This window comes from Cryobacterium tagatosivorans, assembly GCF_004402215.1.
GTDB classification, from domain to species: Bacteria; Actinomycetota; Actinomycetes; order Actinomycetales; family Microbacteriaceae; genus Cryobacterium; species Cryobacterium tagatosivorans.
Map to the genome: position 1 here is coordinate 53120 of NZ_SOEZ01000046.1, position 26636 is coordinate 79755.

Below are 26636 nucleotides of genomic sequence, written 5' to 3' on the forward strand. Positions count from 1 at the left end.
CACGTTTCGCGCCATCCTGGCTATCTCCGCATCGTCGCTGCCAGCAGCGCAGTGACTCCCCTACTCCCTGCCGTCCTCAAGGGGGATGAGCATCGTCCGAAATGGGCCGGCAACGGCGTGGAGGTCCCAAATGCGATCGGCGACGCCGTCGATGCCGTTGACAAGCTGAAGCTGAGGAATGCCTCCCGGGATCACGAGTTGGCTGACACGGACTCCCTCACCCTCGAGTGCGTCGTGGAGCATCTCACCGTAGGCGCTCTCAGCCGGGAAGGCGACCGATGTGCCTGCGAAGTCAGCGCGGGCCTTCACCGAGGTTCCGCCGTTGATCAAGATGATGCTGCCGCTTCCTGCCTGCCGCATTGCCGGGAGCACAGTACGCACCGCGTGAATGAGCCCGAGAGCCGAGAACTGCAATGCCTCCAAAGCCAGCTCCGGAGTCATTTCAAGCACCGGCTTCAGATAGTCACGCGACGGGAGCGGACTGTACTGCAACGTGGAGATGGGTCCCAGCTCTGCCGCGGCACGCGCCAGTGCATCTTCAAGCGCCGCCGGTACCCGTACATCCGCAGCGTAACCACTCACGGTGAAGCCGGCAGCAGTGAGCTCCGCAGCCATGGAGTCCAGCTTCGACTGGTTCCTCGAGATCAGGGCGATTGAGAAGCCCTCGCGCCCGAACCTTCGCGCAACTGCTGCTCCGAGTCCCGGTCCGGCTCCGATGATGGCGATGACAGGCACGATGGTCTCCTTCGATTGATGATGGTGTGGTGTCTCGAGTGAGGTCAGATTGGACGACAGTTCTTCGGGATCACGCACCTGAGCAAGTTCGCTTACGCGAAGCAAAAACTGAGAGCTTCTGCTGCGAGCGGTACGCTCGGGCCTCCTCCGACCTGCCCGAGCCTAGACGTTGAAGCGGAACTCCACGACGTCGCCGTCCTGCATGACGTAGTCCTTGCCCTCGATGCGGGCCTTGCCCTTGGCGCGGGCCTCCACCACCGAACCGGCGGCGACGAGGTCGTCGAAGGAGAAGACCTCGGCCTTGATGAAGCCCTTCTGGAAGTCGGTGTGGATGACCCCGGCGGCCTGCGGCGCGGTCCAGCCCTTGTGGATGGTCCAGGCGCGCGTTTCCTTGGGCCCGGCGGTCAGGTAGGTCTGCAGGCCGAGCGTGTCGAAGCCGATGCGGGCGAGCTGGTTGAGCCCGCTCTCCTCCTGGCCGGTGGAGGCGAGCATTTCGGCGGCATCCTCTTCGTCGAGTTCGAGCAGTTCCGACTCGAGTTTGGCGTCGAGGAACACGGCCTGGGCCGGGGCGACGAGGGCCGCGAGGGTGGCGAGCTTCTCGGCATCCTGCAGCACGGCCTCGTCGACGTTGAAGACGTAGATGAAGGGCTTGGCGGTGAGGAGGCCCAGTTCGCGGATCGGCTCGAGGTCGATCGTCGAGGCGGACAGGGGCTTGCCGGCGTCGAGGAACGCCTGCGCGGCGAGGGCGGTTTCCAGCACGGCCGGGTCGAGCTTGCGGCCCTTGGTGTCCTTCTCGAAGCGGGTGACGGCCTTCTCGAGGGTCTGCAGGTCGGCGAGGATCAGCTCGGTGTTGATCGTCTCCATGTCGCCGGCCGGGTTGACGGCGCCGTCGACGTGCACGACGTCGGGGTCGGCGAAGCCACGGATGACCTGTGCGATGGCGTCGGCCTCGCGGATGTTGGCGAGGAACTTGTTGCCCAGACCCTCGCCCTCGCTGGCGCCGCGCACGATGCCGGCGATGTCGACGAAGGACACCGGGGCGGGCAGGAGGCGCTCGCTGCCGAAGATCGTGGCCAGCCTGGCCAGGCGCGAGTCGGGCAGGTTGACGACGCCGACGTTCGGCTCGATCGTCGCGAACGGGTAGTTCGCCGCGAGCACGTTGTTCTTGGTCAGGGCGTTGAAGAGGGTGGACTTGCCGACATTGGGCAGTCCGACGATTGCAATAGTAAGAGCCACGAGGCTCAATCGTACCGGCTTGAGCCTGTGCCTTCCTTGACGGGCCCTGTCAGTGGCTCGTGAGACGATGAGGGGGTGCCCCTGAATTTCACCGCCATCGACTTCGAGACCGCCAACTCCTCCGCCGCTTCGGCCTGCTCGGTCGGCATGGTGAAGGTGCGCGACGGCAAGGTCGTCGACCGCGCGGGCTGGTTCATCCGGCCACCGGCCGGCCACGACGCATTCCTGGAGTGGAATATCAAGATCCACGGCATCCGCCCCTCGGATGTCGCCGGTGCCGCCGGTTGGGCGGCCCAGCTCCCCGACCTGGTTGCCTTCGCCGACGGCGACCACCTCGTCGCCCACAACGCCGGCTTCGACCTGGGCGTCATCTCGACCTCGTCGACCGTCGCCGGCCTGGCGATCCCCGACTTCGCGTACGTCTGCAGCCTGCAGGTCGCTCGGCGCACCTATCACCTCGACTCCTACCGGCTCCCGGTAGCGGCGATGGCGGCCGGGTTCGAGGACTTCGCGCATCACGACGCCCTGGCCGATGCCGAGGCGTGCGCCGCGATCATGATCCACGCGGCGCAGCGGCATGAGGCCGACACGCTCGAGGAACTCGCGCACATCACCCGCGTCAAGATCGGCGTGATCGGCCCCGTGGCAACGCGCGAACACGCTTCAACGCACGGCCCGATGGCGCTGAACTGACAGCGCACCTCCCCCGCTTCACGGGCTCTGTCGGTGGCCACTGGCACACTTGACCCATGGACGCACTGCTCAGCCTCATCCTCGGAATCGTCATCGGCGCGCTCCTCGGCGCGCTCCTGGCGGTCGTCGTGCTGCAACGCCGCCGCTCCGCCCAGCCCGCGGGCGACGAATCGGCCGTCGTCGAGGCGCGCCACCAGGTGGCGCTGGCCGAAACCCGGGCGGCCGACGCGGCCGTGCAGTCCCTTCTGCGTGAGGAACTGGCGTCGATGCAGGCCACCTCCGAGGGCCTGCGCAGCCAGGTCCTCGACGCCCAGCAGCAGTACCGCGAGCTGATCGACCGTCAGCGCACCGACCAGGAGGCCCGGTCGGAGCGAGAGAAGCAGGAGAGCAAGGTGCTCCAGGCCCTCGCCCCGGTGCGGGAAAGCCTGCAGGACATGCAGAAGAAGGTCTCCGAGCTGGAGGCGCAGCGCAGCCTGCAGCACGGCGAGCTCAGCCAGCAGCTCCGTTCGGCCACCGAGTCGGAAGAGCGCCTGCGCAGCACGGCGGAATCGCTGGCCTCCGCGCTCCGTTCCAACAGCACGCGCGGGGTCTGGGGCGAGACACAGCTGCGCAGCGTGGTCGAGGCGGCCGGCCTGATCGAGCGGGTCGACTTCGACATGCAGTCCAGCATCACCTCGGATGCCGGGGCCGGTCGCCCCGACATGGTCGTGCACCTCCCCGGAGGCAAGAACATCGCCGTCGACGCGAAGGTGCCCTTCAACGCCTTCCTCGAGGCCAGCCAGATCCCCGCCACCGCCACCGGCGCGGAAGGCGCCCGGCGGGAGGCCTATATGAAGGCCCACGTCAAGGCGGTCCGGGACCACATCACCACCCTCGGGAGCAAGGCCTACTGGCAGGGGCTCGAGGCGTCGCCGGAGATCGTGATCGCGTTCATCCCGAGCGAGTCGCTCGTGTCATCGGCCATGGAAGCCGACCCGACGATCATGGAGTTCGCCTTCGGCAAGCGGGTCGCGCTCGCCTCGCCGGTGACGCTCTGGTCGGTGCTGAAGACCGTCGCGTTCAGCTGGCAGCAGGACGTGCTCACCCAGGACGCCAAGGTGCTCTTCGACCTCAGCCGCGAGCTCTACTCGCGCCTGGCCACGACGGCGACGCACATCGAGAAGCTGGGGCGCTCGATCGAACGTACGGTCAAGGACTACAACGGCTTCGTCGGCTCGATGGAACGCCAGGTGCTGCCCACGGCGCGCAGGCTCAACGCCCTGGACGAGTCGAAGGTCCTCGCGCCGCTGGTGGGCATCGAGGAGACGCCGCGCGAGCTGGCCGCGTTCGAGTTCGTCGCGGAATTGGAAACGGCCGAGCTCGAGGCCGCCGTCACCCGCGCCGCCGACTGACCGTCGCGGTCGTCCGCCGCTCGTCCCTCGCGCCCCGAGGCTGCGTCACGCGTCGGCCAAATACGTCGCCGAACCGTGAGTTTGGCACCTTCACGAGCCCAACGAAGGTGCCAAACTCACGGTTCGGCGGTAGGTGGATCAGGGCGTTAGAGCCACTTCTCGGCGAGGTGCTCGGCGACGACGCGACGGGCGGTACCCGAGCGCGACCGGAGCACGATGCTCTCGGTGCGGATCATCGGGCCCTTGCGGCGAACCCCGTCGACGAGCCCGCCGTCGGTGACACCGGTCGCCACGAAGAACGTGTTGTTCCCGCTGACCATGTCGTCGAGTTCGAGCAGCTTGTCGACGTCGAGTCCGGCCTCGACGGCCTTCGCCCGCTCGGCATCGTCGCGCGGGGCGAGACGGCCCTGCATGTAACCGCCGAGCGCCTTGAGCGCGCAGGCCGTCGTGATGCCCTCGGGGCTTCCGCCGATACCGACGCACATGTCGATGCGCGTCTCGTAGCGGGCGGCGTTGATCCCGCCGGCCACGTCACCGTCGAGCATGAGCCGGGTGCCGGCACCCGCGCTGCGAATGGCGTCGATGAGGCCCGCGTGGCGTGGACGGTCGAGAACGGCAACGGTCATTTCGCCCACCGGCTTGCCGATGGCCTTCGACAGCTCGCGCAGGTTGTCCCCGATCGACTGGTCGAGGCTCACGACCCCTCGGCCGGCACCGCCGGTGACGATCTTGTCCATGTAGAAAACGGATGACGCGTCGAGCATCGTGCCGCGGTCGGAGACGGCGATCACGGAGATGGCGTTCTGGCGGCCGGCGGCGGTGAGGCTGGTGCCGTCGATCGGGTCAACGGCGATGTCGCAGGCGGGGCCGCGGCCGGTGCCGACGCGCTCGCCGTTGAAGAGCATCGGGGCCTCATCCTTCTCGCCCTCACCGATGACGATGAGACCGTCGAAGTTGACGGTGGCAAGGAACGCGCGCATGGCGTCGACGGCGGCCTTGTCGGCCGCGTTCTTGTCGCCGCGGCCGATGAACGGCACGGCGCGAATGGCGGCGGCCTCGGTCGCACGCACCAACTCCATGGCCAGGTTGCGATCGGGGTGCGCGTACACGATGGGGTCGGTGGCGATGGGGTCAGTACTGTTCACAAATGGTCCTTCCCGGACGAAGCGTGTTGCAGTGGCGTTGCCCGTCAGCGGGCCGGCGCAGGTAGGCCAGAGCCACCTCCGCCAGCTTAGCGTCGCGCCGGTCGGGGCGGAGTTATGGGTCGACATATGCGCCCCGCGTATCTGCACTCTCGGTAGTATTGAGCCACCCAGCCGGATACTTCCTCAGGAGACGCCATGCCTATCGCCACCCCAGACCAGTACGCCGAGATGCTGAACAAGGCCAAGGACAAGGGATTCGCCTACCCGGCATTCAACGTCTCCTCCTCGCAGACCATCAACGCCGTGCTCCAGGGCCTCACCGAAGCCGGCTCAGACGGCATCATCCAGGTCACCACCGGCGGGGCGGACTACTTCGCCGGCCACACCGTGAAGAACCGCGCATCCGGAGCCCTCGCCTTCGCCCGGTTCGTGCACTCGGTCGCCGACAATTACCCGATCACCGTCGCGCTGCACACCGACCACTGCCCCAAGGGCGCCCTCGACGACTTCGTCATGCCGCTGATCGTGGCCTCCGAGGAGGAGGTCAAGGCCGGCCGCAACCCGATCTTCCAGTCCCACATGTGGGACGGCTCCTCGGTGCCGCTCGGCGAGAACCTCGACATCGCCAAAGACATGCTGGGGCGCACCCGTGCAATCAACGCGATCCTCGAGGTGGAGATCGGCGTCGTCGGCGGCGAGGAGGATGGCGTCAGCCACGACATCAACGAGAAGCTCTACACGAGCCTCGACGACGCGATCGCACTGGTCGAGGCCCTCGGCCTCGGCGAACAGGGACGCTACATGTCGGCGCTCACCTTCGGCAACGTGCACGGCGTCTACAAGCCCGGCAACGTCAAGCTGCGCCCGGAACTGCTCAAGGGCATCCAGGAAGGCCTCGCCGCGAAGTTCGGCACCGGCGCCAAGCCGCTCGACCTCGTCTTCCACGGCGGCTCCGGCTCGACCGACGCCGAGATCGCCGAGGCGGTCGCCAACGGCGTCATCAAGATGAACATCGACACGGACACCCAGTACGCCTTCACCCGGGCGATCGCCGACTACATGCTCAAGAACTACGACAGCGTGCTCAAGGTCGACGGCGAAGTGGGCAACAAGAAGGTCTACGACCCCCGCGCCTGGGGCAAGGTGGCCGAGTCGGCCATGGCCGCCCGCGTCGTCGAGTCGACTCGCCAGCTGGGTTCGGCCGGCCATTCCAACAGCTAGCACCGACGGATGACCACCCCAGACCCGAATTCACCCGCCGAGCCGAACCGGCCCGAGGACACCCGTCCCCGGCCGCAATACGGCGAGCTGGCGCCGGAAGGCTGGAGTTGGACACCCCCGCAGGACCAGGCGGTGGCCCCGGTCGCGCCGAACGGGCCGGCGATCCCGGTGGCCGTCACGGCCGTCCGCACGGTCCGCGCGCCCGCCTGGGATCGACCGGTCACCCTCGGCCTGCTCGTCTTCGGGCTCCTGGCGACGTTCTTCCTGGTCTCGGTGCTGGGGGCGCTGCCCGAGGCGATGCAGGTGCTCTACACGCAGGAGGACCTCGGTACCTACACCCCGGCCGCCTCGGTCGCCGGCCTGATCATCGCCGGCCGACTCGTGGAAGCCGGGATCTGGCTGGTGACGGCCGTGGCCTCAATCCTGCTGGTGACCCGCGGCCGCCGTTCCTTCTACGTGCCGCTGATCGGCGGAGCGGTGTCGATCGTGGCGATCTTCGTGTTCATCGGCGTCGTCCTGACCACCGATCCGACCCTGCTCGAGCTCTACAGCCGGCCCTAGCTGAAGCCGACCCTGCCGAGGCCGGCCCTGGCAGCCGCGCCGTGCGCTACTCCGGGCGAGCGGCCTGGCTGCCCTTGAGGTCCTTGCGGAGCTCCTTGGGCAGGGAGAAGATCAGGTCTTCCTCGGCGGTCTTGACCGGGATGACGTCGCCGTAGCCGGCATCCGCGAGGGCGGAGAGCAGCTCGTCGACGAGTTCCTCCGGCACGGATGCCCCGCTCGTGACGCCCACGGTGTTCACCCCGTCGAGCCACTCCTGCTTCACTTCGCTGGCGTAGTCGATCCGGTAGGCGGCACTGGCGCCGTACTCGAGGGCGACCTCGACCAGGCGCACGGAGTTGGACGAGTTCGCGGAGCCGACGACGATGACCAGGTCGGAGTCGGCGGCGACCTTCTTGATGGCGACCTGGCGGTTCTGGGTGGCGTAGCAGATGTCGTCGCTCGGCGGGTCCTGCAGCAGCGGGAACCGCTTGCGCAGGCGGCGCACGGTCTCCATGGTCTCGTCCACGCTCAGCGTCGTCTGCGACAACCAGACGACCTTGGCCGGGTTCCGCACCTCGATGGTGTCGGCCTCGTCGGGGCTGCCGACCAGGGTGGTGTGCTCCGGGGCCTCCCCTGCGGTGCCTTCGACCTCCTCATGGCCTTCGTGGCCGATCAGCAGGATTTCGAAGTCGTCGCGGGCGAAGCGCACGGCCTCGCGGTGAACCTTGGTGACGAGCGGGCAGGTGGCGTCGATCGCCTGGAGGCCGCGCTCGGCGGCGGCATTGACGACGGCCGGCGAGACGCCGTGCGCGCTGAAAACGATGTGCGAACCGGCCGGTACCTCGTCGACCTCGTCGACGAAGATGGCGCCCTTGTGCTCCAGTTCGGCCACGACATGGGTGTTGTGCACGATCTGCTTGCGCACGTATACCGGGGCGCCGTAGTGCTCCAGGGCCTTCTCCACGGCGATCACGGCGCGGTCCACCCCGGCGCAATAGCCTCGCGGGGCTGCCAACAGGACCCGTTTGGCCCCCGCCACCGGGGTATCCTTGAGCCTGCCCGGGGCACTGAGTATCCGGGGCATGCCGAGGCCGATCACGGGCGAATTAGTACTGATGGTCACGGACCCATTGTAGGCGCGCACGCCTGGACGGGTTCCGTGGGAGGAGACCAGCAATGACCCAAGGCCCGACCACGCTCGAAACCCCCTGGCCCGTCGCGATGCTCTCGGCCAAGATCCGCGACTACATCGACCGGCTCGGAACCGTCTGGGTCGAGGGCGAGATCACCCAGTGGGGCCAGAGCGGCGGCAACGTCTACGGCAAGCTCAAAGACCTCAGCGAGGACGCCACGGTCAGCTTCACGGTCTGGTCGTCCGTCCGGGCGAAACTCACCAACGACTTCAAACAGGGCGACCGGGTCATCGCCCTCGTCAAACCCAACTACTGGGTCAAGGGCGGCACGCTCACCATGCAGGTCTTCGAACTGCGCCACGTCGGCCTCGGCGACATGCTCGAACGGCTGGAACGGTTGCGCAAGCAGCTCGCGGCCGAGGGCCTGTTCGACGCCTCGCGCAAGGTCCGCCTGCCGTTCCTCCCGCACTGCATCGGCCTGGTCACCGGCAAGGATTCCGACGCGGAGAAGGACGTCCTCCGCAACGCCCAGCTGCGCTGGCCCGCCGTCACCTTCCGGGTCGTGCACGCGGCCGTCCAGGGCGACCGGATGGTCTCCGAGGTGACCGCGGCGATCAAGCGCCTCGACGCCGACCCCGAGGTCGACGTGATCATCGTCGCGCGCGGCGGCGGCGACTTCCAGAATCTCCTCGGCTTCAGCGACGAAGGGCTCGTCCGCGCGGCTGCCGCCTGCCGGACCCCGCTCGTCAGCGCGATCGGCCACGAGGCCGACCGGCCCCTGCTCGACGAGGTCGCCGACCTCCGCGCGTCCACGCCGACGGATGCGGCCAAGCGCGTTGTCCCGGATGTCGCGGACGAGCTCAACCGGGTCCAGCAGGCCCGCGCCCGGCTCAGCACCCGGCTCACCGGCATCCTGGCCTCGGAGGTCGACCGGATCGGCCAGCTCCGCTCCCGCCCGGCCCTGAGCTCGGCCACCTGGATCATCGACTCCCGGTCCGAAGACCTGACCCGCTACGTCGCGCGCGGCGCCGAGCTCGCCGGCCGGGTGGTGGAACGGGCCGCGGCGGCCGTCGTCGACCTGCGCTCCCAGCTGCGGGCCCTTTCCCCGCAGGGCACGCTCGACCGCGGGTACGCCATTGCGCAGCTGCCCGACGGGCAGGTCGTGCGCTCCCCGGAACAGGCGCCCGGCGGCACGGAGCTGCGCATCACCCTTGCCCGCGGATCCCTGACCGCCGTGTCGAAATAGAATGGACACCATGACCCAGCCCGCAGACGACACCAGCGCCCTCAGCTACGAGGAGGCCCGCGACGAACTCATCCGGGTGGTCAACGAGCTCGAACAGGGATCGTCCACCCTGGAACAGTCCCTCGCCCTGTGGGAACGCGGCGAGGCGCTCGCGCGCCGCTGCGAGGAGTGGCTGATCGGCGCGAAGGCCCGGCTGGACGCCGCCCGCGCCGGCCAGGTCGCCGCCTCCGGCGAATGAGCGCCGCCAAACGCGAACCCCGGGTCGTCGCCGAACTCGGGCGGCCGGAAACCCCGGAGGAGACGGCCGCCCGCAAGGCCGAGAACACCCGCAAGTACCGCGCCCGCAAGACCGTCAACAACCTGGTCCTGTCGCTCATCGTCACGGTCGCGGCCGTGGCCGTGCTGGTGCTCCTCGTGCCACGCAGCGACACGCCCGTCGACCGCACCGTCGACTACTCCGCCGTTGTCGGCCAGGTGCAGCCCGGCGTCGACGAACCGCTCGCCAGCCCCCGGCTGCCCACCGGCTGGCGCGCGAATGCCGCGACCTGGCGCTCCGGCGGCAGCGACAAGGTCGCCTCCTGGTACATCGGCCTGCTGACGCCCAGCGACGCCTTCATCGGCCTCAACCAGGGCATCGACGCCAACCCCAGCTGGGTGAGCGAGGAGCTGCAGGGCGCCCCCGCCGCGAAGACCGCCACGATCGACGGCATCCAATGGGACGTCTATCGGAACACCGCGCCGGAGGGCGAGCGCGGGAACTTCGACTACGCCCTCGTGACGACGGCCGGGACGAGCACCTTCCTGCTCATCGGCACGGCCCCCGAAGACGAATTCGAGGTGCTCGCCGGCGCCCTCACCGACACCATCGCGCGGAACACGAACGGAGACCAGGGATGAGCCCGGCATCAACACCCTCGAAGGTCTGGAGCGAGCTCCGCCGGGGCAACGAACGCTTCGTCAACGGCGAGCCGAGCCACCCGCGCCAGGACGTCGACCGTCGCGCCGAGCTCGCCTTCACCCAGACGCCGGTGGCCGCCCTCTTCGGCTGCAGCGATTCCCGGCTGGCCGCCGAGATCATCTTCGACAAGGGCCTCGGCGACCTGTTCGTCGTGCGCAACGCCGGGCAGGTCATCTCCGACTCCGTGCTGGGATCGCTCGAATACGCCGTGGGCATCCTGCACGTGCCGCTCATTCTCGTGCTCGGCCATGACCGCTGCGGGGCCGTGCGCGCGGCCATCGAGTCCCAGGCCGAGGACGCGATCCCGCTGCCTGCGCACATCAACTCGATCATCGAAAAGATCGTGCCGGCCGTCCGCCGGGTGAGCGGGGTGGCGGCGGACCTGCCCATCGACCCGGGCACGGTCGACGAGCCTGCGGTCGGCCGGGAACACCTCCGCGACACTGTCGCCGAACTGCTCGAACGCTCCGAGATGATCAGCGCGGCCGTGGCAGAAGGTACATTGGCTATCGTCGGAGCGAATTACAGCCTCCTCGAAGGGCGCGCTGACCCCGACATCGTCGTGGGCATCGTTTAGCGCGCCCGCGCACACAGAAACCGAAAGGGAACACACAGTGGTGGACAACTCCGCAGACGCCGGATACCGGATCGAGCACGACACGATGGGCGAGGTGCGCGTGCCCAGGGATGCGCTCTACGGCCCCCAGACCCAGCGTGCCGTCGAGAACTTCCCGATCTCCGGCTCCGTGCTCGAGTCGGCGCAGATCGCAGCCCTCGCCCGGATCAAGAAGTCCGCCGCGCTGGCCAACGCCCGGCTCGGCGTGCTGGACGGCGCCATCGCGACGGCGATCGCCGAAGCCGCCGACGAGGTCATCACCGGCCGCTACGACGGCGAGTTCCCCATCGACGTCTACCAGACCGGCAGCGGAACCTCCTCGAACATGAACATGAACGAGGTCCTCGCGACGCTCGCCACCCGCACGCTCGGCAGCCCGGTGCACCCGAACGACCACGTCAACGCCTCGCAGTCCTCGAACGATGTGTTCCCCACCTCGGTGCACATCGCCGTCACGAGCGCGCTCATCGACGACCTCATCCCCGCCCTCGACCACCTCGCCGTGTCCCTCGAGGTCAAGGCCGAGTTGTGGGCCGGCGCCGTCAAGGCCGGACGCACGCACCTGATGGATGCCACGCCCGTCACCCTCGGCCAGGAGTTCGGCGGCTACGCCCGCCAGATGCGCCTGGGCATCGAGCGGGTGCGCTCGGCGCTCCCCCGCGTCGCCGAGGTTCCGCTCGGCGGCACCGCGGTCGGCACCGGCATCAACACACCGGCCGGCTTCCCGCAGCTCGTGATCGAGCTGCTCTGCGAGGAAACCGAACTGCCGATCACCGAGGCGAAGGACCACTTCGAGGCGCAGGCCAACCGTGACGGCCTGGTCGACGCATCCGGCGCGCTCCGCACGATCGCGGTCAGCCTGACGAAGATCTGCAACGACCTGCGCTGGATGGGCTCCGGCCCCAACGCCGGAATCGGCGAGCTGCACATCCCCGACCTGCAGCCGGGGTCCTCGATCATGCCCGGCAAGGTCAACCCGGTCATTCCGGAGGCCGTGCTCATGGTCTGCTCGCGGGTCATCGGCAACGACGCGACGATCGCCTGGTCCGGCGCCTCGGGCTCGTTCGAGCTCAACGTCGCCATCCCGGTGATGGGAACCGCCCTGCTCGAGTCGATCCGACTGCTCACGAACGCGAGCCGCGTGCTCGCCGACAAGACCGTCGACGGCCTCGAGGCCAACCTGGAGCGCGCCCGCGCCCTGGCCGAGTCCTCCCCCGCCATCGTCACCCCGCTCAACCGGGTGATCGGCTACGAGGCGGCCGCCAAGGTCGCCAAGCACGCCGTGGCCGAAGCGCTCACCGTGCGCGAATCCGTGATCGCGCTCGGCTTCGTCGAGCGCGGCGAGGTCTCGCTGGAGCAGCTGGACATCGCCCTCGACGTCCTGAGCATGACCCGTCCGCCCCAGGCGAGGTAGCCGGCCCGGCCCTCGAGCTTGACGGTTCCGGTCGAGTTGCCCTGTTCCGCGGGGCAAACTCGACCGGAACTGTCAATTTCGGCGGTCAGGAGGGGCCGTTGCCCTCGAGCATCTCGGTGACCAGGGCTGCGATGGCGCTGCGCTCCGAGCGGGTGAGCGTCATGTGGGCGAAGAGCGGATGCCCCTTGAGCGTCTCGATCACGGACGCCACGCCGTCGAAGCGGCCCACCCTCAGGTTGTCGCGCTGGGCGACGTCGTGGGTGAGGATCACCCGCGAGTTCTGCCCGATCCGGCTGAGCACCGTGAGCAGCACGTTCCGCTCCAGGGACTGGGCCTCGTCGACGATCACGAACGCGTCGTGCAGCGAACGGCCCCGGATGTGCGTGAGCGGCAGGACCTCGAGGATGCCACGCTCCACGACCTCCTCCAGCACGTTCTCCGAGACGAGCGCCCCGAGCGTGTCGAAGACCGCCTGGCCCCAGGGGTTCATCTTCTCGCTCGCGTCGCCGGGCAGGTAGCCGAGTTCCTGGCCGCCGACCGCGTAGAGCGGGCGGAACACCATGATCTTGCGGTGCTGCTGGCGCTCGAGCACCGCCTCGAGCCCGGCGCAGAGGGCGAGCGCCGACTTCCCCGTCCCCGCTCGACCTCCCAGGGACAGGATGCCGATGCTCGGGTCGAGCAGCAGATCGATCGCCAGGCGCTGCTCGGCGGAGCGCCCGTGCAGCCCGAACACGTCACGGTCGCCGCGCACGAGCTTCAGCTCGCCGCTGCCGGTCACCCGGCCGAGCGCCGATCCGCGTTCCGAGTGGATGACCAGCCCCGTGTTGACGGGCATGTCCTGCACGAGCCGGGTCGTCATCGCCTCGTTCTCGTAGAGTTCGTTGATCTGGGCCCCGTTGAGGGTGATCTCGTCCATCCCGGTCCAGCCGGAGTCGACGGCGAGTTCGTGCCGGTACTCCTCCGCCGCGAGGCCGAGCGAGGACGCCTTCACCCGGAGCGGGAGGTCCTTGGAGACGACAGTGACGTTCATGCCGTCGTTGGACAGGTTCATCGCCACGGCCAGGATGCGCGAGTCGTTGTCGCCGAGCTGCAACCCGGACGGCAGGACCGACATGTTCGAGTGGTTCAACTCGACGCGGAGGCTCCCGCCGTCGCCGACCGGGATCGGGAAGTCGAGACGCTCGTGCTTCATCCGCAGCTCGTCGAGGTTGCGGAGCGCCTGGCGGGCGAAGTATCCGATCTCGGGGTCGTTGCGTTTTGCCTCCAGTTCGGTGATCACCACGACCGGGAGCACGACGGAGTGTTCGGCGAAGGCGAAGATCGCCTTCGGATCGGACAACAGGACCGAGGTGTCCAGCACGTAGGTGCGCTCGGACTGATTGACGGGTGACGCCGGCTGATCTGCACTGCGCCGGTCGGTCTGATTAGCGGTCACAACCACTCCCCCCCGCGCCCACCACGAGCGCGGATTCCATTGGCGAGCTGGCCACAAGCGGTTCTCGAGCCGTACTTATGTGGCCGTCTCGATCAGGCGCCATACCTGATGGGGATGACGCTACGTCCCCGGGGCCGCAAAAGGAAGAGCGACACGCCTGACGTAACCCACCGGTCACATTCGGGGGGTGCCCCGGTGCTCCACGGATCAGTAACTGGCGGCGGTGGAGTACGACGTGAACGCGGCCTGGAGCATCTCGACCGTGTCCGCCGACAGCGCCGCGTGCACGCTCAGCCGCACCCGCCCGTTCCTCGTCGTCGCCGTCACCCCGTGGTTGTGCAGCGCGATGCTGAGCAGGGTGAGCTGCTCGGCAGGCGGTTCGAGCACGATGATTCCGGCGCGTTCGCGTTCGTCCCTGGACGACGCGACCGGCACGGTGAATTCGTCGGCGAGGTCGATCAGCCGCGTGACGTTCTCGGTGACGGCGGCCTCGATCGTCGCCACGCCCACCGCGGTGATCTCCTCGAGCGCGGCGGCGAAACGGGCCTGGGCCATGCTGTCGGGGTTGCTGATCCGGAACGCGCCCGCGCCGTGGGCCGGAGGGAGGACCTCGTCCCAGGGCAGGTCCGGTGAATCCGTGCCGGCGAAACCGGAGAACACCGGGGTGAGCATCTCGACCGCGCGGTCGCTGAGCGCGAGGAAGCCGGTGCCCCAGCCCGCGCGGGCCCATTTCTGCCCGCCGGACGCGACGACATCGGCGACCTCGTAAGGGGCATCCGCGACGCCGAAGCCCTGGATCGCGTCGACGATGAGCAGGCGGTCCCCGATGACCTGGCGGATGCCCTCGAGATCGGTGCGATAACCGGTGCGGGCGTCGACGAGGCACACGGCGACGGCCGCGGTCGTGGCGGTGAGCTGCTCCCTGACAAGGCCTGGGGTCACGCGATCATGCTCGCTGTCGAGCCAGAGGGGGGTCACCACGTGCAGCGCCTCCGCGGCGCGGACGGCAGCGAAGGGCAGGCTGGGGAAGTCATGCGGGGAGAGCAGCACGTCACCGGTCAGGCCGAACAGGGCGTGCATGAGCCCGGTGCTCGTGTTGGGCTGGGAGACGACCTGGTCGGCCCGGAACCCGGTGGCCGCGGCCACGGCCGTGCGCAGCCGTTCGTCCTGCTCGAAGAGGTGGCCGAGGCTGCCGAACCGGGCGCGCGCGAGCACGTCCGTCTGGCCGAGCGTCTCGGCGACGACGACGGATGCCAGCGGGCCGACCCGGCCGTAGTCCAGGTACCCGGGTTCCTCGCGGAAGCCGTCGATGAAGTGCTGCAGTGAGGTCATCCGGGCTCCGCTCTAACCGCCGAAGCGGCGCTGCCGCTTGGCGAAGTCTCGCAGGGCTCGCAGGAAGTCGACCTCGCGAAGGTCCGGTCCGAGCGCCTCGACGAAGTAGAACTCGCTGTGCGCGCTCTGCCAGAGCATGAAGTCGCTGAGCCGCTGCTCCCCGGAGGTTCGGATCACGAGCTCAGGGTCCGGCTGCCCGCCGGTGTACAGGTGTTGCCCGATCAGCTCGGGGGTGAGCGTCTCGGCCAGGTCCTCGAGCGTGCCGCCATGGGCGTGGTGGGTGGCAACGATGCTGCGCATGGCGTCGGTGATCTCGGTGCGGCCGCCGTAGCCGACGGCGAGGTTGATGTGCAGGCCCTTGTTGCCCGCCGTACGCGCCTCCGCGGCGTCCAGCGCCGTCACGAGCGGCTCGGGGAGCCGGTCCTTGGATCCCACCTGCTGCACGCGCCAGTTGCGGTAGTGGGAGAGCTCCTCGGCCAGTTCAGCGATGATTTGGACCAGGTCGGCGAGTTCCTCGCTCGGTCGCTGGGTGAGGTTGTCGGCCGACAAGAGGTAGAGGGTGACGACGGAGATGCCCAGGTCGTCACACCATTCGAGGAACTCGCGCATCTTGGCGGCGCCGGCCCGGTGCCCGTGCGCGGCGGAATCGAAGCCCAGCTGTTTGGCCCAGCGCCGGTTCCCGTCGATGATCATGGCAACGTGCCGGGGCAGCTGGGCGGGGTCCAGGCTGCGCCGGAGTCGACGCTGGTACACGCTGTAAAGAAAGTCGCGTCCCAAGGGTATTTTCCGGTTCTGCACACAGTCACGCTAGTCCACTCCGCGTCGCCGGCGGAAAGACAGGCCCGTCCGCTGCCGTATTCTGGCTGCATGTCCGCAGAGCATTCCGAAGCCGCAGAGCAGCCCCACGAGGCGGAGCACGACGTCACCAACCTGCCTCTCCTCGAGGAGGACGAACCGCGGCCGGAGGACCTCCGCCCGACCTGGCGCGGCTGGATCCATGCCGGCACGTTCCCGGTGACGATCGTCGCCGGCATCATTCTCCTGGTCCTCGCGGAGGGGACGGCGGCGAAGGTGAGCTCGGCCGTCTTCGTCGCCACGTCCATGCTGCTGTTCGGCAACTCGGCGCTGTACCACCGTTTCGACTGGAACCCGCGCACGAAGGTCATCCTCAAGCGCATCGACCACGCCAACATCTTCCTGCTGATCGCGGGCTCGTACACGCCGATCACCGTCCTCGCCCTGCCGCCGGAGAAGGCGACCCTGCTCCTCTGGCTGGTGTGGGGCGGCGCGATCCTCGGCATCGCGTTCCGGGTCTTCTGGATCCACGCACCGCGCTGGCTCTACGTGCCGCTCTACCTGCTGCTCGGCTACGGAGCGCTCATCTTCATCGGCGACTTCTTCGAGGCCGACCCCGTCATGATGACGCTGATCCTGCTCGGCGGGCTCTGCTACAGCGTCGGGGCCGTGGTCTACGGCCTGAAGAAGCCCAACCCGGTCCCGGGCGTGTTCGGTTTCCACGAGATCTTCCACACGCTCACCGTGGTGGCATTCCTCTGCCACTGGGTGGCCATCCTGATGATCGCCACCCACCCGCTCTACCCCTGAGCCGCGCTCGGGGCGGCCGGAGCGGTTACTCCGGGCGGTGGTCCTCGCCGGCTTCCCTGGCCGCGACCTCGGCTTCCAGCTTCGCCTGGATCTGCGAGCGGTAGGTGGTGCGACGGATGCGCCGGGCCATGTCGAGGGCGAGCAGCACGGTCGCGACGGCGACGAGGAAGATCGCCACGAAGCCCCAGGCGCCGGGGGTGACCGTGTCGGGGTTGAATTCCGGTTTCGGCGTGTTCGCCAGCACGAAGTCCAGCACCCGAGGGCCGATCAGGGCGTTCACGAGGCGTCCTGCACGCCGGCGAAGAGGTCGGATTCGGGCATGTCGGTGTCCACTTTCGATTCGACGAGCTGGAAGTCCTCGAACGGCCAGGCCTCGCGGATGAGGTCGTTGGGCCAGAAGAAGAAGCTGCTGGTGGGGGAAACCTGGCTCGCGTGCGACTTGAGCGCGGCGTCCCTGGTCTCGAGGAAGTCGCCGACCGGCACGTGGGTCGTGGCCAGCTTGGGGTAGTCCTTCATCCAGTCGCGGGCGGCGCCGAGGGGCTCGAGGAGCGGGGAGTCCGGCTCCTTCACGCTGAGCTCCAGGAACATCGCGTCCATGCGTTCGAGGTTGAAGATGCGGTCGTAGTAGAGCTTGTCGACCTGCCAGGCGGCGCCGGCATCCGGGTATCTCGTCGGGTCAGCGGCGGCCCGGTAGGCCTCGAGCGACACGTCGTGGGTGCGGATGTGGTCCGGGTGCGGGTAGCCGCCGTTCTCGTCGTAGGTGATCAGCACCTGCGGACGGAACTCACGGATCACCTGCACGAGCGGCTCCGCGGAGATCTGCACCGGGATGTCGGCGAACGAGCCGGCGGGTACCGACCCGTCCTCGTTCATGCCGGAGTCCTGGTAGCCGAGCCAGCGGTGTTCGACGCCGAGGTGACGCTGGGCCTCGGCCATCTCCAGGCGGCGAAGGCCGGCCATGTCTCGTTCGGCCATCGGGTTGCCCGCCAGCGCCTCATTGAGGATGCTGCCCCGCTCACCGCCGGTGCAGCTCACGACGAGCACCTCCGCGCCCAGGCTTCGGTAATAGGCGTACGTCGCCGCGCCCTTGCTCGACTCGTCGTCGGGATGGGCGTGGACCGCCAACAGTCGCAGCGTCACAAAACTCCTCAGGAATGGCGGATAACCTTGACTCACAAGCCTAATCCTTGAAGTACGAGTGTGGAGTCGCGTGATGGTGGAGTTGCCGTGTCAGTGAGCACCAACCTCGATGCTCGGTACGGCCGGACCCCGAACCGGCGCCTCCGCGACCGCCGCTCGCTCTGGATCGCGGCCGGCGGCTTCGCGCTCGTGCTGGTCGCCTGGGTCGTCTGGGCGGGCCTGGACGGGTCGAAGCCGCTGATCGAAGCGCGCGACACCCGGCACAGCATCATCGACGAGCACAGCGTCAGCGTGACGTTCGAGGTGTCGATGCCGGCCGGCACGGCCGCCAGCTGCGCCGTGGAGGCGCTCAACGAAAACTTCACGATCGTGGGCTGGAAGGTGGTCGATCTGGCGCCCTCCGACCGCTACACGCGGTCGTTCACGGAGATTATACGCACGACGGAATTAAGCAACACGGGTTTGATTTACCGCTGCTGGCTGACCTAGACTGACGTATTCGCCCTGACGGTAATCGTCGGGGCGTCCCCTATATCCGCGGGCGGGCACGAATTTCCGCGATCCGCGGCCGAGTGCACTGAAGGAGAGCAACCGTGACGACCCCCACAACTGTCACCTGGCTGACCCAGGAGGCCCACGACCGCCTCGCTGCGGAGCTGCACACGCTCAGCACCATCGGCCGCGATGACATCGCGAAGAAGATCGAATCCGCGCGCGAGGAGGGCGACCTCAAGGAGAACGCCGGCTACCACGCGGCGAAGGAAGAGCAGGGCAAGATGGAGGCGCGCATCCGCACCCTCACCCTGCTGCTGCGCACGGCCGAGGTCGGCAGCGCCCCGGAGAGCCACGGCGTCGTCGAGCCCGGCACCGTGATCACCGCCGTCATCGCCGGCGACGAGAGCCGGTTCCTGATCGGCAGCCGCGAAATCGCCGGCGACAGCGACCTCGACGTCTACAGCGAGCAGAGCCCCCTGGGCGTGGCGATCATCGGGCTCAGCGTCGGCGCGTCGACGACCTACACGACTCCGAGCGGCAAGGAGATCGCCGTCCAGATCTCCCTCGTCGAAACCTGGACCGGCAACTAGCCCGTCAGTCGGTCCCCGGGTCGTAACCGGCGGATCGCAGCAGATCGAGAACGTGCTGCCCGTGCTCCGGGCCGCGCGTCTCGACGCTGATGTCCAGTTCCACCTCGCTGAGCTGCATGCTCACGCCGTGCCGGGTGTGCAGCACCTCGATCACGTTCGCCTGCGCCTCGGCGAGCAGCTCGGCGATCCGTGCCAGCTGGCCCGGACGGTCGGGAAGCATGATCCGCAGGGTGAGGTAGCGACCGGACGCGGCGAGTCCGTGGCTGATCACACGCTGCATGAGCAGCGGGTCGATGTTGCCGCCGGAGAGGATGGCGACCGTCGAGCCTGACGCGGCGACCTTCCCGGCGAGGATCGCGGCGACCGCGACGGCGCCCGCCGGTTCGACCACCAGCTTCGCGCGCTCCATCAGCACGAGGAGGGCCCGGGCGATGTCGTCCTCGCTCACCGTGACGACCTCGTCAACGACGTCGCGCACGATCTCGAAGTTGAGCAGGCCCGGCCGGGCGACGGCGATCCCGTCGGCGATCGTCGGCAGGATGGTGACCTCGACGGCCTCGCCGGCCTCGAGGGAGGGCGGGTAGGCCGCCGCGTTGGCGGCCTGCACGCCGATGACGCGGATGTGGCGTCCGTCCCGTGCCGCCCGCTGTTTGAGCGCACTGGCGACCCCGGAGATGAGTCCGCCGCCGCCAATCGGGACGATGATCGTGTCGAGGTCTGGAACCTGGTCGAGGATCTCGAGGCCGAGCGTGCCCTGCCCGGTGACGACATCCGGGTGGTCGAAGGGCGGGATCAGGATCGCGCCGGTCTCGGCCGCGTATGCGGCGGCGGCCATCAGCGGCTCGGACACTGTGTGGCCGCGCAGGATGACGTCGGCGCCGTAGTCGCGGGTGGCCTGGAGCTTGGGCAGGGCCACGCCGACGGGCATGAAGATCGTCGCCTTGATGCCGAGTTCCCGGGCCGCGAACGCGACACCCTGGGCGTGGTTGCCGGCCGACGCGGCCACAACACCGCGGGCCTTCTCCTCGTCGGTGAGCTTGGACAACCGGTTGTAGGCGCCGCGGATCTTGTACGAGCCGGTGCGCTGCAGGTTTTCGCACTTGAGGAACACCGGGGCGCCGAGGATGGTCGCCAGGTAGCGTGAGCTCTCCATCGGTGTCACGTCGGCGACGCGGGCGACGACCGCTCGCGCCGCCTCGAAGTCCTCCAGGCTGGGTCCGACGAGGGAAACACTGGTCATTCGGGGCTCTCCGTTCGGCGGAATCCTGGGCGGCGCGGCACGGTCTGCCAGAGCGGCGATCCGAGCAGGTCGCCCGCCGGCGGCTGGACGGTGCGCCAGGCGCCGCTGTGGATGTAGTTGGTCATCACGTTGAGCACTGCGGCGACCGGCACGGCGAAGAGTGCGCCGGGGATGCCGGCGAGCAGCGACCCCGCGCCGACGGCGAGCACGACGGCGAGCGGGTGCACCTTGACGGCGGTTCCCATGATCAGCGGCTGCAGCACGTGCCCTTCGACCTGCTGGACGAGCAGCACGACGCCGAGCATGGCCAGCGCGTAGCCGGGGCCGTTGAAGAGCAGGGCGATGATCACGGCGACGATCCCGGTCGCCACGGCGCCGACGATCGGGATGAACGAGCCGAGGAAGACGAGGATGCCGATCGGGACGGCCAGCGGCACGCCGAGCAGGGCCGCGCCGACGCCGATGCCGACGGCGTCGATCGAGGCCACCAGGATCTGCACCTTCGCGAAATTGCCCAGCGTCGACCAGCCGGCGACGCCTGCCCCGTCGACGGCGGCGCGGGCACGGCGGGGGAAGATCCGCACGATCCAGTCCCAGATGCCTTTCCCGTCGATGAGGATGAACAGCAGGCTGAATACGGTGAGCAGGGCCCCCGTCAGCACGTGCCCCAGCGAGGACCCGAAGGACAACGCACCGGTGATGAAGACCTGGCTGTCTGCCTGAACGGCCTTGGACGCCTCCTGCAGGTAGCCGTTGAGCTCCGCCTCTGAGATCTGCAGCGGAGACGTCAGCAGCGCGGCCTTCAGGCTCTCGATGGACGCCTGGAACTTCGTGCTCAGGTCGGCGGAGCCGGCGGCGATCTGGGTGGCGGCCAGTGTGATCAGTCCCCCGACGACAGCGAGGGTGCCGAGGAGGGTGACCCCGATGGCGAGGCCCTTGGGCCAGCGGTGGCGGACCAGGAAGGACGCGAACGGGACCAGGAGCGCCGACACCAGCACGGCGACGAGCAGCGGGATGACGATGAGCCGCAGCTGGATGATCAGGAAGATGAAGACGGCGGCCGCTCCCGCGATGGCCAGCAGGCGCCACGACCACGCGCCGGCGAGCCGGATGCCGGTGGGAATGTTCTCGTCGACGCCGTTGGGCTCGTGCCTGGGAAAATGCCGGGGCAGGTCGGCGGGGACGCGTCTGGCGCGGCCTCGGAACAGTCCGCCGAGGCCTGGCTTGTCCGTGGGTTCCTTCACGCACCCAGTCTAGGACTGGACTCGACCGACACCGGCGCACCGGTGAAGCGCAGGTGGACCCGCTCGCCGGGGGCCGGCTTCACGCGCACGCTGTGCTGGGTGAACAGGACCGTGCCGTCTTCCAGGCGCACTCCCGTGCGCCGGAGCGAACCAAGGAAACTCGATGCGGTGACCACGCCCGAAACGCCGTCGGTGCCGAACTCGATGTCCTCCGGCCGCAGGTAGACCTGCACCTCCCCGTCGGCGTGGGAGGGATCGACCAGGGGCAGCGCGGTTCCGTAGACCTGCGCGAACCCGTTCCGCACGACGCCGGGAACACGATTGCTCAGGCCCACGAAATCGGCGACGAATGGCGAACCCGGCCTGGCATAGAGGCCTTCCGGGGTGTCGACCTGCTCAATGTTGCCTGCCCGCATCACCGCGACGCGATCGGCGACGGCCAGCGCCTCGTCCTGGTCGTGGGTGACGAAGAGGGTGGTGATGCCGAGCTCCGTCTGGATCCGCCGGATCTCCTCACGCAGCTGCACGCGCACCTTGGCATCCAGGGCGGAGAGGGGTTCGTCGAGCAGCAGCACGCGCGGCTCGGTGACGAGGGCCCTGGCGAGCGCCACGCGCTGCTGCTGCCCGCCGGAGAGCTGGTGGGCGTACCGGTCGTAGTGCGCGTCCAGTCCGACGAGGGCCAGCGCCGACCGCGCGCGGCTCCGACGCTCGGCCGCGTTGACCTTGCGCATCCTCAGGCCGAACTCCACGTTCTCCCCGGCGCTGAGGTGGGGAAACAGCGAGTAGGCCTGGAACACCATCCCCATGTCCCGTTTGCCGGTCGGAAGCCCGGAGACGTCGGCGCCGTTGATCGTGATCGTGCCGACATCCGCCGACTCGAGCCCGGCCAGCACCCGGAGGGCCGTCGTCTTGCCGCTGCCGCTCGGGCCGAGCAGCGCCACGAATTCCCCGGCCTGCAGGGTGAGGTCGAAGCCGGCCAGCGCCCGGTGCCCGGCGAACTCCTTGACGACGCCGCGGAACTCGACAACGGCGCCGGGGCCGCTTTGGCGGGGTGACTGGATCATGACAAGCCTTTCGAGGGGGAACGCCGCCGCGGGGAGCGTGTGCGGGCCGCTCCGAGCCGGCCGATGGACAGCAGGAGCAGGAACGCGAACCCCAGGGCGAGCAGCGACAGGATGACGGCCGTGTACGGGTCGTTCTTGCTCACGACGACGAGCGCCGTCTGGAGGTTGACCCGGTTCAGCAGCGAGGCGATGGTGAACTCGCCGAGCACCACCGCGACCGAGATGAACGCCCCGGCGAGGATGCCGCGGCGCAGGACCGGGAGCAGGACGCGCAGCAGCACCGCGCCCCAGCCGGCCCCGAGCGTGCGCGCCGCCTCGCTGAGCGTGCGGGCGTCGACGGCGTCAAGGCTCGACTGGATGGCCCGGTAGGCGTACGGAAGCACGGTGATGCCGTAGGCGAAGGCGAGGGTCCAGACGCCGCTGCCGAAGACCCCGGCGACCACCGCGTACACCGGCGCCAGGCCGACGACGAGGACGACCGCCGGGATGCTGATCGGCAGGATGCAGGTGATCTCCATGGTGCGGCGCAGCCGCGGGAACCGCAGATGCACGAGGATCATCGTCGGAACCAGCAACAGCAGCACGATCACGACCGTGCCGATTGCCAGCGCGACCGAGTTACCGAGGGCGACGAGCACGGGTCGGTACTGGCCGGCGAATCCGCTCTGTAACAGGGTGACCCAGCGCGAGATGTCGTGGCCTCCGTCGAGCCCCCGGCGCAGCGTGAACTCGAGCATGGCGACGATCGGGACGGCGAAGACCAGTCCGACGACACCGAGGATGACGGTGCGGATGCCCCGCGAGGGAGCGTGCGCGACCCCGCCGGTCGTGCGGAGCCCTGCGCTCATCGCTGCCACCGCACGGCGCGTGACTGCAGCGCCGAGTAGCCCAGCATGACCACCGCCATGACCGCGATCATCCCCAGGGCCAGGGCCCCGGCGAGGTTCTCCCGGCCCAGCAGCGTTTCGCTGGTGAGCGCCGCGCGGATCTGGAGCGGCACGATCTGCGATCCCTGGCTGATCAGCGCCGCGGCGGTCGCGTAGGACGAGAAGGCGTTCGCGAAGAGCAGCAGCAGGCTGCCGAGGAAGGACGGCGCCAGCACGGGGAAGGCGATGCGCAGCCAGTAGCCGGTCGCCGTCCCGCCGAGCGTGGCGTTGGCCTCGGCCCAGGCCGGTTTCAGCGACTCGAGGGCCGGCATGAAGGTGATCATCATCAGGGGTATCTGAAAGTAGAGGTACGGCAGGACCAGGCCGGGCATGGCGTAGATCCAGACGCCGTCCGCGAAGAGGTCGAGGCCGAAGACGTCGCGCAGGAAGAGCGTCACCATGCCCTGGATGCCGATGGTCGCGACGAACGCGAACGCGAGCATGACGCCGCCGAACTGGGCGAGCACCCCGCTGAGCGAATCGACCGTGGAGCGCAGCGCCCCGTCGGCGCGCACCCCGAGCAGCGCGTAGCAGGCCAGCGCTCCGATGACCGCGCCGACCACCGCGGTCAGCGCCGACAGCCAGAACGAATTGCCGAACGTGGCGAGCACGACCGGACTGCCGAGGGCCGCCACCGTGTCCAGCGTGAAGGAGCCCGACTCGTCGAAGAAGCCCGTGCCGACGGCGATGAGGGTCGGCACGGCGAGGAACAGCAGCACGTAAACCGCGAACGGCAGCAGCCCCCAGGCTGCCGCCGTTCCACGGGTCCTACTGGACAGCGGCGGCCCACTTTTCGCCGAGCAGTTTCGCGGCGGCTTCGCTCTGCTTGCCGGTCGGCACGACCGTCGACGTCGGAGCCTTCGGGAGTTCGTCGAACAGGGCGGCGTCGATGGTTCCTGCCGCGGCCATGGCGTCGGCCCGGACGGGACGCGCGCCGCCGGCGAGCCACAGGTTCTGCCCCTCATCGCTGTAGAGGAATTCCTGCCAGAGGCGCGCGGCGGCCGGGTGCGGGGCATCCTTGCTGATGGCCTGGTTGTAGTAGCCGGCATATCCCGTGCCCGGGAGCACGACGACCTTCCAGTCGCGCTGGCCCTCCAGTGTCTTGCCGTAGCCGACGTTGAGGTAGTCCCAGTCGAGGACGACGGGGGTTTCCCCCGAGGCGATCGTTGCCGGGGTGGGGTCGACCTTGAGGAAGTTCCCCGCCTTGTTGAGCTTCTGGAAGAAGTCGATGCCCGGCGTGAAGTCGTCGACGGTTCCCTCGTTCTGCACGGCGGCCATCCCGACGGCGGCGAACGCGGCACCGGACTGGGTGGGGTCCCCGTTGATGGCGACCTTGCCCTTGTACTTCGCGCCGAGCAGGTCGCTCAGCTGCGTGGGCGCCGGCACCGCGGCGGGGTCGTAACCCACGGCCATGTATCCGCCGTAGTCGCCGGTGTAGAGGCCGGTGGATTCCTTGAGGGCATCGGGGATGTCGGCCCAGGTCGCGACCTTGTACGGCGCGAAGCGATCCGTGCTCGTCAGGGCGACGGCCAGGCCGAGGTCGAAGACATCCGGTGCCGTGTCCTGGCCTTTGAGGTTGTCGGCCGCCTGGATCTCCTCGGCGCTCGAGCCGTCCGGAGACGCCTCGGTGATGGCGATGTCCGGGTATTTCTCGGTGAACCTGTCGAGCACGGCGCCATAGTTGGCCCAGTCGCGCGGCAGGGCGATGACGTTGAGCGCGCCTTCGGCCGTGGCGGCCTTTTCCAGTGCGGCCAGATCGCCGAACGCGGTCAGGCTCGTCGCGGTTTCGGCATCAGCGCTTCCGGCGCCGGCGGTCGCGGTGCCTGCGGAGCAGCCCGTGAGGGTGAGGGCGAGGGCCGCTGTGGCGGCGAGCCCGGCGATCATGGTGCGCGTGGTGAACACGTATCCTCCGTGGTGACCGCCAGCCGGCCGCCCGCCGGAAGGGCGAGCAGTTGAATGCCGGATGGTGGTCACGGTGACCATACGGACGCCGGAAGACGGGAAGGCGCCGGGGACTGAACGAGACCTGAACTTCGGATGTCGGCACTACGCTCGAATCGATGCCAGAGTCAGTCTCCCCCGCCCTTGCCCGCCGTGTTGCGCTCGCGGCGCAGGGCTTCGGTCGTCCGCCGGGCGTGACGCCCGGCATCCGCCAGCTCGACGCGCTCGTGAACCGCCTGGGGCTGCTCCAGATCGACTCGGTCAACGTGTTCGAACGCAGCCACTACATGCCGGCCTTCAGCCGACTGGGCGGCTACGACAAGACGCAGCTCGACCGGCTCACGACCGGCAGAGAGGCGCGGTTCACCGAGTATTGGGCGCACGAAGCGTCGTTCCTGCCGCTCGACACCTGGCCGCTGTTCCGCTGGCGGATGCGGGCCTACCGCGACCTCGCGGCGCGCACCCCCGACGCCTGGTCCCAGGCGAACCGGCCGATGCTCGACTGGCTGCTCGCCGAGCTGGCCGAGAACGGGCCCATGCGCGCGAGCGCGATCGAGCACGACGCGAACAAGCGCAGCGGCCCGTGGTGGGGCTGGTCGGACGTGAAGACCGGGCTCGAGACGCTGTTCCGCTGGGGCGACCTGGTCAGCGCCGGCCGGGAGCGCTTCGAGCGCGTCTACGGCCTGCCGGAGCAGGTGTTCGCGGCCGAGTTGCTTGAGCGGGAGGTGAGCCGCCACGACGCGCACCGCGAGCTGATCAGCCGCTCGGCGCGCGCGCACGGCATCGGCACGGCGAAGGACTTCGCCGACTACTTCCGGCTGAAGACCCCGGCGAGCCTGGCCGCGATCCACGAGCTGGAAGAGGCGGGCGAGCTGATCCCGGTCGAGGTGCCCGGCTGGTCGCAGGGCGCCAGGCCCATTCCGGCCTGGCTGCACCGCGATGCCCGGCTGCCCCGCCGCCTGGACGCCGCGGCCGTGCTCTCGCCGTTCGATCCGGTCGTCTGGAAGCGGCCGCGGGCGCTGCGCCTGTTCGGGTTCCACTACCGGATCGAGATCTACACGCCCGAGCCCCAGCGCGTGTTCGGCTATTACTCCCTGCCGGTGCTGCTCGGCGACACGATCGTCGGCCGGGTCGACCTGAAGAACGACCGCCAGGCCGGGGTGCTCCGCGTGCAGGCGGCCTGGGCGGAGGAGGGCGCGCCGGCCGACACCGCCGCGCGCCTGGCCGTCGTGCTGCGGGCAGCGGCGCGCTGGCAGGGCCTGGGCGAGATCGCGGTCGTGCCGCGCGGCACCCTCG

General features: G+C 69.0%; 28 protein-coding genes. 13 read left to right on the forward strand and 15 right to left on the reverse strand.

Features of this window, described 5'->3' with window-relative positions:
* Nucleotides 1-60 precede the first annotated feature (60 nt).
* Together E3O23_RS09595 and ychF are read right to left on the reverse strand one after the other, a co-directional pair.
* Nucleotides 61-813 (reverse strand): SDR family NAD(P)-dependent oxidoreductase, encoded by a 753-nt coding sequence (locus tag E3O23_RS09595; protein ID WP_241983412.1) that lies wholly within the window; start codon nucleotides 811-813, stop codon nucleotides 61-63.
* 84 nt (nucleotides 814-897) lie between these two features.
* Entirely contained in the window at nucleotides 898-1971 is a 1074-nt protein-coding gene (gene ychF, locus E3O23_RS09600; protein WP_134490464.1) for a redox-regulated ATPase YchF, read from the reverse strand.
* A gap of 75 nt (nucleotides 1972-2046) precedes the next feature.
* Here ychF and E3O23_RS09605 point away from each other — a divergent pair, with 75 nt between their 5' ends.
* Together E3O23_RS09605 and E3O23_RS09610 are read left to right on the forward strand one after the other, a co-directional pair.
* The gene (locus tag E3O23_RS09605) at nucleotides 2047-2664 is read left to right on the forward strand and encodes an exonuclease domain-containing protein (RefSeq protein ID WP_134490466.1); all 618 of its coding nucleotides are present in this window, start codon (nucleotides 2047-2049) and stop codon (nucleotides 2662-2664) included.
* A 56-nt stretch (nucleotides 2665-2720) separates the two neighbouring features.
* A complete protein-coding gene (locus tag E3O23_RS09610) occupies nucleotides 2721-4055 on the forward strand; it encodes a DNA recombination protein RmuC (protein ID WP_134490468.1) in 1335 nt (444 codons plus the stop codon).
* A gap of 146 nt (nucleotides 4056-4201) precedes the next feature.
* On the opposite strand, the gene glpX is transcribed toward E3O23_RS09610, so the two are convergent.
* Nucleotides 4202-5134 carry a class II fructose-bisphosphatase gene (glpX, locus tag E3O23_RS09615; protein ID WP_134490513.1) on the reverse strand — a complete coding sequence of 311 codons (933 nt, stop codon included), beginning with the start codon at nucleotides 5132-5134 and terminating at the stop codon, nucleotides 4202-4204.
* Nucleotides 5135-5395: 261 nt separating this feature from the next.
* Here glpX and fbaA point away from each other — a divergent pair, with 261 nt between their 5' ends.
* Both fbaA and E3O23_RS09625 read left to right on the forward strand, forming a co-directional pair.
* Nucleotides 5396-6421, forward strand: a complete 1026-nt coding sequence (gene fbaA, locus E3O23_RS09620; RefSeq protein ID WP_134490470.1) for a class II fructose-bisphosphate aldolase — start codon at nucleotides 5396-5398, stop codon at nucleotides 6419-6421.
* Between the two features lie 9 nt (nucleotides 6422-6430).
* Entirely contained in the window at nucleotides 6431-6982 is a 552-nt protein-coding gene (locus E3O23_RS09625) for a DUF6264 family protein (RefSeq protein WP_134490472.1), read from the forward strand.
* 46 nt (nucleotides 6983-7028) lie between these two features.
* Here E3O23_RS09625 and E3O23_RS09630 read toward each other — a convergent pair whose 3' ends face one another.
* The gene (locus E3O23_RS09630; RefSeq protein ID WP_134490515.1) at nucleotides 7029-8045 is read right to left on the reverse strand and encodes a 4-hydroxy-3-methylbut-2-enyl diphosphate reductase; all 1017 of its coding nucleotides are present in this window, start codon (nucleotides 8043-8045) and stop codon (nucleotides 7029-7031) included.
* A 92-nt stretch (nucleotides 8046-8137) separates the two neighbouring features.
* Here E3O23_RS09630 and xseA point away from each other — a divergent pair, with 92 nt between their 5' ends.
* The 5 genes from xseA to E3O23_RS09655 are packed head-to-tail and all read left to right on the forward strand — an operon-like array spanning nucleotide 8138 to nucleotide 12328.
* A complete protein-coding gene (gene xseA / locus E3O23_RS09635) occupies nucleotides 8138-9340 on the forward strand; it encodes an exodeoxyribonuclease VII large subunit (protein WP_134490474.1) in 1203 nt (400 codons plus the stop codon).
* Between the two features lie 10 nt (nucleotides 9341-9350).
* A complete protein-coding gene (locus tag E3O23_RS09640) occupies nucleotides 9351-9578 on the forward strand; it encodes an exodeoxyribonuclease VII small subunit (protein ID WP_134490476.1) in 228 nt (75 codons plus the stop codon).
* Complete coding sequence (locus tag E3O23_RS09645; protein WP_241983413.1) at nucleotides 9575-10237, forward strand: DUF4245 domain-containing protein; 663 nt, start codon at nucleotides 9575-9577, stop codon at nucleotides 10235-10237. The genes E3O23_RS09640 and E3O23_RS09645 overlap by 4 nt, the downstream gene beginning before the upstream one ends.
* Entirely contained in the window at nucleotides 10234-10875 is a 642-nt protein-coding gene (locus E3O23_RS09650; RefSeq protein ID WP_134490478.1) for a carbonic anhydrase, read from the forward strand. Before E3O23_RS09645 ends, E3O23_RS09650 begins: the two co-directional genes overlap by 4 nt.
* Nucleotides 10876-10912: 37 nt before the next feature.
* The gene (locus tag E3O23_RS09655) at nucleotides 10913-12328 is read left to right on the forward strand and encodes a class II fumarate hydratase (protein ID WP_134490480.1); all 1416 of its coding nucleotides are present in this window, start codon (nucleotides 10913-10915) and stop codon (nucleotides 12326-12328) included.
* A gap of 85 nt (nucleotides 12329-12413) precedes the next feature.
* Here E3O23_RS09655 and E3O23_RS09660 read toward each other — a convergent pair whose 3' ends face one another.
* The 3 genes from E3O23_RS09660 to E3O23_RS09670 form a co-directional block, all read right to left on the reverse strand.
* Nucleotides 12414-13763 (reverse strand): PhoH family protein, encoded by a 1350-nt coding sequence (locus E3O23_RS09660; RefSeq protein ID WP_174776625.1) that lies wholly within the window; start codon nucleotides 13761-13763, stop codon nucleotides 12414-12416.
* A gap of 207 nt (nucleotides 13764-13970) precedes the next feature.
* Nucleotides 13971-15095: an aminotransferase class V-fold PLP-dependent enzyme gene (locus E3O23_RS09665; RefSeq protein ID WP_134490482.1), complete on the reverse strand. Its 1125-nt coding sequence runs from the start codon at nucleotides 15093-15095 to the stop codon at nucleotides 13971-13973.
* A gap of 12 nt (nucleotides 15096-15107) precedes the next feature.
* Nucleotides 15108-15893 carry an isoprenyl transferase gene (locus E3O23_RS09670; RefSeq protein WP_134490484.1) on the reverse strand — a complete coding sequence of 262 codons (786 nt, stop codon included), beginning with the start codon at nucleotides 15891-15893 and terminating at the stop codon, nucleotides 15108-15110.
* Between the two features lie 69 nt (nucleotides 15894-15962).
* Between E3O23_RS09670 and trhA the strand changes: the two genes are divergently transcribed.
* Nucleotides 15963-16700, forward strand: coding sequence for a PAQR family membrane homeostasis protein TrhA (gene trhA, locus E3O23_RS09675; protein ID WP_134490486.1), 738 nt, complete (start codon nucleotides 15963-15965; stop codon nucleotides 16698-16700).
* Between the two features lie 25 nt (nucleotides 16701-16725).
* Here the strand turns inward: trhA and E3O23_RS09680 are convergent, their stop codons facing one another.
* Nucleotides 16726-16980, reverse strand: a complete 255-nt coding sequence (locus E3O23_RS09680) for a hypothetical protein (protein WP_134490488.1) — start codon at nucleotides 16978-16980, stop codon at nucleotides 16726-16728.
* Nucleotides 16977-17840: a mycothiol conjugate amidase Mca gene (gene mca, locus E3O23_RS09685; protein ID WP_174776626.1), complete on the reverse strand. Its 864-nt coding sequence runs from the start codon at nucleotides 17838-17840 to the stop codon at nucleotides 16977-16979. Before mca ends, E3O23_RS09680 begins: the two co-directional genes overlap by 4 nt.
* Nucleotides 17841-17933: 93 nt before the next feature.
* On the opposite strand from mca, the gene E3O23_RS09690 reads away from it, so the two are divergent.
* Nucleotides 17934-18329 (forward strand): DUF4307 domain-containing protein, encoded by a 396-nt coding sequence (locus E3O23_RS09690; RefSeq protein WP_241983414.1) that lies wholly within the window; start codon nucleotides 17934-17936, stop codon nucleotides 18327-18329.
* A 104-nt stretch (nucleotides 18330-18433) separates the two neighbouring features.
* Nucleotides 18434-18925 carry a transcription elongation factor GreA gene (gene greA, locus E3O23_RS09695; RefSeq protein WP_134490492.1) on the forward strand — a complete coding sequence of 164 codons (492 nt, stop codon included), beginning with the start codon at nucleotides 18434-18436 and terminating at the stop codon, nucleotides 18923-18925.
* Between the two features lie 4 nt (nucleotides 18926-18929).
* Here the strand turns inward: greA and ilvA are convergent, their stop codons facing one another.
* The 6 genes from ilvA to E3O23_RS09725 are packed head-to-tail and all read right to left on the reverse strand — an operon-like array spanning nucleotide 18930 to nucleotide 25283.
* Nucleotides 18930-20165 carry a threonine ammonia-lyase gene (gene ilvA / locus E3O23_RS09700; protein ID WP_134490494.1) on the reverse strand — a complete coding sequence of 412 codons (1236 nt, stop codon included), beginning with the start codon at nucleotides 20163-20165 and terminating at the stop codon, nucleotides 18930-18932.
* Nucleotides 20162-21409 carry an AI-2E family transporter gene (locus tag E3O23_RS09705; RefSeq protein WP_241983415.1) on the reverse strand — a complete coding sequence of 416 codons (1248 nt, stop codon included), beginning with the start codon at nucleotides 21407-21409 and terminating at the stop codon, nucleotides 20162-20164. The genes ilvA and E3O23_RS09705 overlap by 4 nt, the downstream gene beginning before the upstream one ends.
* A complete protein-coding gene (locus tag E3O23_RS09710) occupies nucleotides 21406-22473 on the reverse strand; it encodes an ABC transporter ATP-binding protein (protein ID WP_134490496.1) in 1068 nt (355 codons plus the stop codon). The genes E3O23_RS09705 and E3O23_RS09710 overlap by 4 nt, the downstream gene beginning before the upstream one ends.
* Nucleotides 22470-23321, reverse strand: a complete 852-nt coding sequence (locus tag E3O23_RS09715; RefSeq protein ID WP_134490498.1) for an ABC transporter permease subunit — start codon at nucleotides 23319-23321, stop codon at nucleotides 22470-22472. The genes E3O23_RS09710 and E3O23_RS09715 overlap by 4 nt, the downstream gene beginning before the upstream one ends.
* A complete protein-coding gene (locus E3O23_RS09720; protein ID WP_134490525.1) occupies nucleotides 23318-24178 on the reverse strand; it encodes an ABC transporter permease in 861 nt (286 codons plus the stop codon). Before E3O23_RS09720 ends, E3O23_RS09715 begins: the two co-directional genes overlap by 4 nt.
* Complete coding sequence (locus E3O23_RS09725) at nucleotides 24168-25283, reverse strand: ABC transporter substrate-binding protein (RefSeq protein ID WP_134490523.1); 1116 nt, start codon at nucleotides 25281-25283, stop codon at nucleotides 24168-24170. Before E3O23_RS09725 ends, E3O23_RS09720 begins: the two co-directional genes overlap by 11 nt.
* A gap of 176 nt (nucleotides 25284-25459) precedes the next feature.
* Here E3O23_RS09725 and E3O23_RS09730 point away from each other — a divergent pair.
* Nucleotides 25460-26636 (forward strand): winged helix-turn-helix domain-containing protein (locus E3O23_RS09730; protein WP_134490500.1); only part of this gene is annotated, 1177 nt, incomplete at its 3' end.

What these genes read in the sequence shown, in the direction of transcription:
- E3O23_RS09610 (WP_134490468.1), top strand. Translation starts at nt 2,721, where the DNA reads ATGGACGCACTGCTCAGCCTCATCCTCGGAATCGTCATCGGCGCGCTC.
- glpX (WP_134490513.1), bottom strand. Translation starts at nt 5,134, where the DNA reads ATGGAGTTGGTGCGTGCGACCGAGGCCGCCGCCATTCGCGCCGTGCCG.
- fbaA (WP_134490470.1), top strand. Translation starts at nt 5,396, where the DNA reads ATGCCTATCGCCACCCCAGACCAGTACGCCGAGATGCTGAACAAGGCC.
- E3O23_RS09625 (WP_134490472.1), top strand. Translation starts at nt 6,431, where the DNA reads ATGACCACCCCAGACCCGAATTCACCCGCCGAGCCGAACCGGCCCGAG.
- E3O23_RS09630 (WP_134490515.1), bottom strand. Translation starts at nt 8,045, where the DNA reads ATGCCCCGGATACTCAGTGCCCCGGGCAGGCTCAAGGATACCCCGGTG.
- xseA (WP_134490474.1), top strand. Translation starts at nt 8,138, where the DNA reads ATGACCCAAGGCCCGACCACGCTCGAAACCCCCTGGCCCGTCGCGATG.
- E3O23_RS09640 (WP_134490476.1), top strand. Translation starts at nt 9,351, where the DNA reads ATGACCCAGCCCGCAGACGACACCAGCGCCCTCAGCTACGAGGAGGCC.
- E3O23_RS09645 (WP_241983413.1), top strand. Translation starts at nt 9,575, where the DNA reads ATGAGCGCCGCCAAACGCGAACCCCGGGTCGTCGCCGAACTCGGGCGG.
- E3O23_RS09650 (WP_134490478.1), top strand. Translation starts at nt 10,234, where the DNA reads ATGAGCCCGGCATCAACACCCTCGAAGGTCTGGAGCGAGCTCCGCCGG.
- E3O23_RS09665 (WP_134490482.1), bottom strand. Translation starts at nt 15,095, where the DNA reads ATGACCTCACTGCAGCACTTCATCGACGGCTTCCGCGAGGAACCCGGG.
- trhA (WP_134490486.1), top strand. Translation starts at nt 15,963, where the DNA reads ATGTCCGCAGAGCATTCCGAAGCCGCAGAGCAGCCCCACGAGGCGGAG.
- ilvA (WP_134490494.1), bottom strand. Translation starts at nt 20,165, where the DNA reads ATGACCAGTGTTTCCCTCGTCGGACCCAGCCTGGAGGACTTCGAGGCG.
- E3O23_RS09710 (WP_134490496.1), bottom strand. Translation starts at nt 22,473, where the DNA reads ATGATCCAGTCACCCCGCCAAAGCGGCCCCGGCGCCGTTGTCGAGTTC.
- E3O23_RS09715 (WP_134490498.1), bottom strand. Translation starts at nt 23,321, where the DNA reads ATGAGCGCAGGGCTCCGCACGACCGGCGGGGTCGCGCACGCTCCCTCG.
- E3O23_RS09725 (WP_134490523.1), bottom strand. Translation starts at nt 25,283, where the DNA reads ATGATCGCCGGGCTCGCCGCCACAGCGGCCCTCGCCCTCACCCTCACG.